The sequence below is a fragment of the Nesterenkonia alba DSM 19423 genome, assembly GCF_000421745.1.
GTDB lineage: Bacteria > Actinomycetota > Actinomycetes > Actinomycetales > Micrococcaceae > Nesterenkonia > Nesterenkonia alba.
Map to the genome: position 1 here is coordinate 38,806 of NZ_ATXP01000018.1, position 7,580 is coordinate 46,385.

General features: G+C 51.6%; 7 protein-coding genes. 1 reads left to right on the forward strand and 6 read right to left on the reverse strand.

What is annotated here, in order from left to right; all coding sequences use genetic code 11:
• Positions 1–123: 123 nt before the first annotated feature.
• From H578_RS0111125 to H578_RS16300, 6 genes are all read right to left on the reverse strand, one after another.
• Positions 124–915, reverse strand: coding sequence for a hypothetical protein (locus tag H578_RS0111125; protein ID WP_022873755.1), 792 nt, complete (start codon positions 913–915; stop codon positions 124–126).
• Positions 912–2,042 carry a hypothetical protein gene (locus tag H578_RS16290; protein WP_156837322.1) on the reverse strand — a complete coding sequence of 377 codons (1,131 nt, stop codon included), beginning with the start codon at positions 2,040–2,042 and terminating at the stop codon, positions 912–914. Before H578_RS16290 ends, H578_RS0111125 begins: the two co-directional genes overlap by 4 nt.
• A 153-nt stretch (positions 2,043–2,195) precedes the next feature.
• On the reverse strand, positions 2,196–5,798 hold the full coding sequence (locus H578_RS0111135) for a hypothetical protein (protein WP_156837323.1): 3,603 nt from the start codon (positions 5,796–5,798) through the stop codon (positions 2,196–2,198).
• Positions 5,799–6,051: 253 nt separating this feature from the next.
• A complete protein-coding gene (locus H578_RS16295) occupies positions 6,052–6,225 on the reverse strand; it encodes a hypothetical protein (RefSeq protein WP_022873759.1) in 174 nt (57 codons plus the stop codon).
• A complete protein-coding gene (locus tag H578_RS0111150; protein ID WP_022873760.1) occupies positions 6,225–6,476 on the reverse strand; it encodes a hypothetical protein in 252 nt (83 codons plus the stop codon). The genes H578_RS16295 and H578_RS0111150 overlap by 1 nt, the downstream gene beginning before the upstream one ends.
• A gap of 19 nt (positions 6,477–6,495) precedes the next feature.
• Positions 6,496–7,104: a hypothetical protein gene (locus H578_RS16300; RefSeq protein ID WP_156837324.1), complete on the reverse strand. Its 609-nt coding sequence runs from the start codon at positions 7,102–7,104 to the stop codon at positions 6,496–6,498.
• A 198-nt stretch (positions 7,105–7,302) separates the two neighbouring features.
• On the opposite strand from H578_RS16300, the gene H578_RS0111155 reads away from it, so the two are divergent.
• The coding region (locus tag H578_RS0111155; RefSeq protein ID WP_022873761.1) for a transposase at positions 7,303–7,580 on the forward strand (278 nt) is incomplete at its 3' end.

Here is a 7,580-nt window from a genome sequence, read left to right on the forward strand (position 1 = left end):
CTGTTTAGTTCCGTATCTTATTTTTCCTCGTCTGCATCCTCTGCAAACAATTCTTGTATGTCTTCCTTGTTGTCTCTGAGGAAGTTTCTCAACAGTTCAACCTGCTCAGCTGTCAAACGATCCTCAAGCGTCATCGTCCTCACCTGCGTCAGCTGAGAAATCAATGTTGTTGTCCTCGTGAGTGCTGTTCTCGTCTACAAATGCAGTCAAGTTCCACGCTGCGGACAACTCGTAGGCTTCCTCTGACTCTGGAAGAGTGTCATGTGCCTCTACTGCCAAACCGAACACAACTGGTGTCTGGTCTGCAGGGAGAACAACAGTTCCCTCACGTTCCTCAACGGCAGCGTCCTCGTCCTCAGAGATAACACCACTCAAACGGAAGTCCTCCGAATCGCGCTCAATGATGGTCCAGCTGAACTCGCCATCGATCTCGTCGTCAATGGAGAACAAGTGCTCAACCTCGGCAGCATCGATCACGCCATCATGTGTGGTCGGCTCTGCTGCTCTCACATAGAAGACAGTCTGTGCTGTGTCGCCAGCCTCAAAAGCGAAGTCCTCTGGAAGGTCTGCAAGCGTTAGCCCTGCATTGTTCTCAAGGTCTGTGCCGTCCTGCCAGCTCTCGCCGCCGTCAGTGCTGATCTCGATCTCAAAGTCACCAGTAGAGAAGGAACCGCCTGTGGACTCCTCATCGGACCAGTCAGCGCCTGTTCCTCCAACAAAGAAGATAGATGCTGCAACACCGGCAACAGCGCCAGCTCCGACCAACCCAGCAAGAGCAATCTTCTTGCGGTTAGGTTTGGTGTCTACATTTGTGGACTCTTTGTTTACAGGTTCTTCGTGTGCCTCACCTTCAGCGAGGTCAAGGCTGCGATCAAAGTCCTGGTCAAGTACGTCAAGTTCTCTTGTGTATGTCATTTGTTGCCACCCCCAGCGATTGTGGAAGCTGCTGCAGCTGCTTTCTTGTTTCTAAGTAGTCTGTAAGCTCCGACACCGATAGCTGCCAAACCAGCTACACCAGCAAAGATGAAGCCCCATAGCACTGGCCCTTCAGGTGCATAACCTGTTGGGATCTCGATAGTGTCGTCTTCTTCTGGAGTCACTGTTGGATCATCGCGCTCTGACTCAGGAACTACTGGGTCTTCACGCTCAGGGTGCTCAAGTTCTGGTGGTACCGGACGATCTGGTCGCTCTGGAGTCTCAGGATCCTCTGGCTCTGGGGGAGTGGAGATGTCAGTAGGAGGATCAGTTGGATCATCTGTTGGTGGCTCCTCTGTTGTAGGAGGTTCCGGTGTGATCGGTGTTGACTCACCCATCGCTGACACGATCAATTCAAGATTGATTTGTTCCCTCTGTGGGGCATCGTCAGCAGCAGTGACAGAGATCACATAGTTGACACCTTCTGTTAGCTCAAACTCGTCAAGCACAACAGTGTCAAAAATGTTTGCGTTGGACTCCGAGTAGATAACCTCGCCAGCGTTCTCCTCGTACACGTTGATCTGTGCTTCAAAGGAACCGTTTACATTAAGGTCTGTGTAAGCAGTTGCTTCCTCACCTGTTAGCGAACTGACGTCAACGAACCAGTATGCTGTCTCACCTGGAGCCAGTGGGTAAGTTGTTTGTTCACTCTCAATGTGAATGTGGTCTGTTTCTGCTTCTTGATAGTTCTCAACAGGAACACTGCTGGAAGCTTGTTGTCTTACTTCCTCGAACTGTTCAGGAGTAATAGTTGAGAAATCCTGCTCAAGCTCTCTAAGTGCTTCTACTTCTTGCCAGCTGATGGAGGATGCGTCTGATTCTGGGATCCCAGCCTCACGAAGCGCTTCTACTTCCTCTGCTGTGATTGAGCTTGCACCTTGTTCCGGCTCAGGTGTGCCATCCTCTTCAAGAGCATCCAGCATCTCTTGTAGTCCTTCTTCAGTGGGTTCATTGCCACTTGTGGACGCTGATGCTGCAGCTGCGCTTGTTAGCATAAAAACACTAGCCAGTGCCCCCGCTGTAATAGCTCGGCTGAGCTTCTTGTGTTCTAATCCTTCTACTGTCATTCGTTCTGTACTCCTGTTAGCGCTGTACCAATGTGATCCTGTTGTATGCGTGTGTCCCGTTAAGGGGCCTGGCCTCTCGGTCTCTCAACTGAAAAACCAGGCTCCCTATTGTTTCTAACAAGCGTGGCTTCAAACCATGCTGTTAGCGTGCTGTCAGTTAGCAACCATGTTGTTACCACTGCTGCCAACTCCGAGGTCAATACCAAGCTCAATCAAGTTGTTCAGTAACTCAACTGAAATGAGTGGCTGACCATCCTCGTTTGCTGGAACCTCAAGTCCTGCCTCGATCAACGGAGCTAACCAAGCTGCAAACTGTGCGTCAGTAACGTGTCCGACTTCAAAGTAAGCATCGAGTGTGCTCTGAGCATCGGCTGCCCAAGCCTCGAAGTCACCGTCATAGTCGCGTTCGATCAACAGATTGAAGCGTTCTGCTTGCTCAGCAAGATCGCGGTCAATACGACTTGAGTTTTCAAAGTCGTCCCAGTCTTGGAGGTTCAGTGCGTCACTCAAACCGTGAATAGGTGACTGACCGTGACGGTTCTCAACCCAGTTGAAGCGATCAATAGTTGCCCATAGGTCAAGATCCTGGGTTCTGAAACCATCAACGTCCAGTGACTCGAGGAACTCAATAGCAAGAGCTTCCGGAGCGTCGTATTCATCCATCAAGTAGACGATGGAGCGTTGTTGCGCGTTGTATACACGGTTTGCTTCAAGATCACTCTCCACCACAGTTACAATGTAAGCACGTCCGTCTTCAACCTCGGCCACATACTCGATGCGGTCAGCAAGGTCGTCCAGATCCCAGTTCTCAGGATCCTCTGGTCCCTCAATCACACGTCCTTCATCCAACCACTCGATGTATGCTCTCCAGCTGGAAACATTGATCTGCGAGTTGCCAATCTCAAGAACACGACCACTCTGAGCAACGTCCTCGTAGTAGGCACCTGTCTGGCTCCTACCATCGTCACCAAGCTCTGCTCGACGGTCGTTCTCGCCTTCCAACAGCTCTTCAAGGTCTAAGTAACCACCTGTTGCCATTAGCTCGGCTTGTAGCATCTCCAAGTCCCAGGTGCGTGGGTTGTAGTCGGAGTACCAGTTCTCTTCACCGTTCACAACGTCAAAAGCGTTGATCTGGCTTACATCGAAGTCTGGGTAGTATTCGGCAGTCTCTGCAGCGATGACCTGTCGTGGTGCTTCCTCGATAGCAGCTGTAGTCCAGTTGTTCTGGCGTGCATACTCGTGAGCTGCGTAAGCGTAGTATTGGTTGACACCATCGCGATCAGTGTCGAGACGCTCAGCTTCCATGTTCAAGAACATTTGTGTGTTCCAGAGTTCCGGGTTCTCTTCTAAGTAGACCTGTAGGTGCTCGTTCGGATCGATTTCCGCATAAAGCTCGTCTACAAGGTTCGTGATGCTTGGGATCCATTGACCGTCAGCCCAGTCGTATGGGTTCTCGCCAAATGCTTCCTCAAAGTCAATCGCGTAGTTGACGATCCAGTCTCTTGCTTCGTCCTCTGTAATCTCAGACGGCAGAGTGTTCGTCGGTAGGCTGCGCAACCAGTTATCGAAAGCCTCTGTGTGCGTTTCTAAAGCCCCAGCACGGTCAGTGTCGTATCTGTGCTCACCTTCAAACTCAAGAGCGTCACCAGCGTAGTTTGCTGCGTTTTCTTCAAGTGTTGGCAGGCTCTCTCCCTCACGAGTGAATGCCCAGTCAAGGTAAGCCATGATCTCTTCTTCAGAGAGCGTCTCGCCATCGGTCAAGTGAGTGTTGTTGTCAACGTGCTGCTTGATCTCAGCAATAAGAGCTGTGTAAGCATCGCCTTCAAACCCTAAGTGGTATTCAAGGGAAGCTGTGTAGCGCTCGAAGTGATAGTCGATCATTGAGTCAGTGCTGTCAGCGTGGGAAGCACCGCCGTAGGAGTCGAGTAGGTGCTCGATAGTCGCGTTTACAGCTGCATCGTCCTCGGAGATGAACTCGCTCCATTCGATCTCGTCAGCAAGGAATCCTCGCAAGTCAGCAACCTCAAGATAGTCCCCACTAACACTGCCAACAGCCCCTGCAGGAACCCAGATACCGTCCGTGTAGGAGTTGTAGTAGTAGTCAATGAGTTCGTCCCTCAGAAGCCCTTGTGGGGCGTCTGAAAGCACTTGTGCAGCGTCTGCCTGCAAGTAGTCTGTTAGTTCGTCTCTGGTGCTGAAGCCGTGACGCTCCACTTCAAACAAGGCAATCTCGTCGTTGTCCCAATCAGATGGGTATTCACCAGTGCGGTCGTTGACGCTCGGGGAGTTGAGCAGCTCATGCTCAGTGTCTCCTTCAAAGAGGAACTGAGTTAGGTAAAGCCTGTGACCAACTGTCTCGTATAGGTCGCTCTGCTCTCGGGCTTCATAGCGGAACAGGGTGCGAGCCATGTCATAGCCAAGTGTGTATTCGTGTAGTTCTTCAAGCCTGTTGACGTGGTAAGCGCGTAGCTCGTCTGGAGTGTCTACACCGTCAATGTTGTCAATCAGGTCTGCAACGAGCTGGTCCATGCTGTCTGCTGCTTCGAACTCAACACAGTCGTTGGTAACACTGATGTCCAAACCGTGTCTGGTGACTTGTAGGAACTCTTGCAGGCCAGCATTCTGTGGTGTTGCTTCTACTTCAACGTCGAGACGTTCTCCTGCTTCAACTTCAAATGTTGTAGTCCCACCGAAATCACCGATACCAAGAATACTGCCTTCTCCGTAAGAGTCACCGTATGGAGCACGGTAGCGAACGAAGCCGTCTTCAAGTCCTTCTGTACTGTCTGACATCTCAACCAAGTCGTCAGGGGAGTAAGAACGAACGTTTTGGTCTACTTCTTCTCCGTCTACAAAGTATGTGTAACGTGCAAAGTTGTTGCTCCAGTCACCATCAAAGCGTGTTATCTCTTGGAGTGGTTCATAGTCTCTGCCTTCAGGTCGTAGTCCTTCTTCCCTGTTCGCATATTGACGCACAATGGTTTCAGCAACGTTGCCTGCTTCGTCATAGCGAACGTCGATTACACGGCTCGGTAGCCTCTCAAGTTGTTGCTCTGCAGCTTCTTGTGGGTAAGCAAACTCGACGTTGCTCCAGTCTTCAATGCTGTAAGTCTCGTATCCAGCAACTCGAGTTACGTTAGGTGTTACTCGCACAGTTGTTGCTTCAACCCAGTCCTCTGGAATGTCAATACTGAACCCAAGGCGATCATTGGTAATCGTGTCAATCGGGCTGTATATGCTCACACCTTCTGTTGTGGTCTCGATACCAGCTGAACCGGAGTCACTGACAAAACCGTGTTGCCCTTCCCAACCGTAAGTATCAGCAAGGTAAGCAGTAGTTGTCTCGTCAAAGCTGTAAACAGGTGTGTTGTCTGAAGTCCAGTAAACCTCACACGGTGGCAGAGGCTCTTCAGGGTCATCCGTAGGAGGCTCTTCCTCGTCCTCCGGTTCCTCGGGTTCGTCCTCTTCTGGGTCTTCAGGATCTTCCGGGGGATCGGTTGGGTCTTCCGGCTCATCGTCGTCATGAACGGCGGTGTTGATTGTCAAACCAGGAGCTTCGCTGTCATCCCATCTTTCTTCTGTCTCAAAGCTGTGGTTTGCGAGTGTGCCACTTGATGTGAGCGTTCCCAGTGCTATTGCTGGTAGTAGGAATGTTGCCCCTACAGATAGCGGTCTACGGCTTGAGATGCTCTTCTGACGAGCTGCGCGTGAAGTAGGGGAGTGGTTTGTCTTGTTCCCTGTGTTATCTGCTGTCATCTGTTCTTGTACCCCTGTATTAGTTCTGTACCTATGTGATCCTGTTGTAACGTTAGCGTGGAACTTAATGGGATTAATCCGGGCAGTCACGTGATCTGCCGAAACCAATGGACGTCCATTATCTGAACCACTACAAGAGTTTCTAACAAGCAGCGACACAGAACGTGCTAAATCTTCAAAATCGGATGCATGTTAACAAGAGTTAGCAGAAGAACAGTTGGTTACAGGTCAATTCGTCTACATATGTGGACTCTTAGCTGTCCTTGTTCTCCTCTCCGTCAAAGCGAGCAGCTCGTCTCTGTGCGTACTCAGCAAGATCCTCGTTCTCGCGTCTGTTGCTGCGATCCGCGATAGTGCCAGGACGCTTGTGCTCCTTCTGACCAAAATGTGGATTGTCAGCAGCTGCGAACTCTTTGAAATCAAGCATCAGCTCCTACCTCCTGCACCCATCCGCGCGACAAGAACAAGGAACGTGGCCGCAATGAGGATCACAGGAACCATGACGACTAGCAGCGTGATCCAGAAGTTCACTCCCAGGTCATTGCTCCAGCTCCAAGCGAAATAGGTCGGAGTACCAATCGAGAGGATCAGAGTCACGATCCAGCAGAACGTTTCCTCGCCAGGGCCGAATGCATCTTCAGCATCCACGACTGCTGACTTGTTGGTATATCTCTGCATCACTCGTCACCGTCCTCGATCAGTTCCCTCTCGCGTTCCTCAAGAACCCAACCTCAGCAACGTCACCTGCAAACATGTCTCCCTCAAATACTGGTAGGGAGGTTCCAGCGTTCTCAAAGACGCCGTTGAACTCACGAGGTACATCCGAGGTTGCTCCACCTTGTCCTACACCAGGTGCCGCGTTGTAGAAGCAGCGGGAGTAAGTAGTGTCTGTAACAGTCTCAGTGCCACCTAAGTAAGACTCACCATTAGAAGCACCAGTGTTACCACCTGGTCTCACCATGCTTGGGACAGTGCTTGCGAACTCGAGCTCATAGTTCCAGGAAACGTGGACTACTTCAGGGTTGGAAGAAGGTGTTGCCCAGTCTGCAGCGTAGGAGAATACGTTCTCTACGTCATCGATCACAGTGATGGTCTCATTGCTGCCAGGAGTGTAGGTTCCGTCCCAGCGAACATTGATCTCGTCATTCCCACGGAACAGGTCAATCTCGTTACCGTTCTCGCTGTGTGCGCGAGCGGAGAAGACGCCACCGTCGCCATTAGGGTCAACACCAAGACCACCGTGTTCCCAGCGCTCAATCACTGTCTGCACGGGAGTAGCTGAAACAATGTCCCCACCAGTTCTCACGGTAGGAACTGTGTAATCGAAGTAGTGTCTCTGGTTGTTTGCTACCAGTCCAAAGCCACCAGCAAAGTCAACAGTGTTCTCACGACCTGTATTTGTTGTGGAACCGTTGCTGTCGATGTGGTCTCCATATGACTCGTCTATGTCGCGCGTCAGACTTAGTGGCAGGGCCGTTATGTAGGTCCTGAAGGAGAGTCAGTCATGGGTAGACCACCCTCGATTCCGGCGGAGAAGAAGACCCGGATAGTGCTGAGCGTGCTGGCCGGCGAGATGTCCATCGCCGAAGTGGCACGCAAGGAGAAAGTCAGTGAGCAGTCCATCGGACGGTGGAAGGCCGAGTTCCTGGAAGCCGGCAAGACCGCCCTGGTGGCCGGCAGGTCCGGACCATCCTCCCGAGAGGAACAGCTGGAGGCCGAGGTCGCCGAGCTGACCCAGGCCTTGGGCGAGGCACACCTGGAAGCCAGGGTGTGGAAGAAGTC

Bases quoted from the DNA above. Each gene is read 5' to 3' on its own strand.
- H578_RS0111125 (WP_022873755.1), bottom strand. From the start codon at position 915: ATGACATACACAAGAGAACTTGACGTACTTGACCAGGACTTTGATCGC.
- H578_RS16290 (WP_156837322.1), bottom strand. From the start codon at position 2,042: ATGACAGTAGAAGGATTAGAACACAAGAAGCTCAGCCGAGCTATTACA.
- H578_RS0111135 (WP_156837323.1), bottom strand. From the start codon at position 5,798: ATGACAGCAGATAACACAGGGAACAAGACAAACCACTCCCCTACTTCA.
- H578_RS16295 (WP_022873759.1), bottom strand. From the start codon at position 6,225: ATGCTTGATTTCAAAGAGTTCGCAGCTGCTGACAATCCACATTTTGGT.
- H578_RS0111150 (WP_022873760.1), bottom strand. From the start codon at position 6,476: ATGCAGAGATATACCAACAAGTCAGCAGTCGTGGATGCTGAAGATGCA.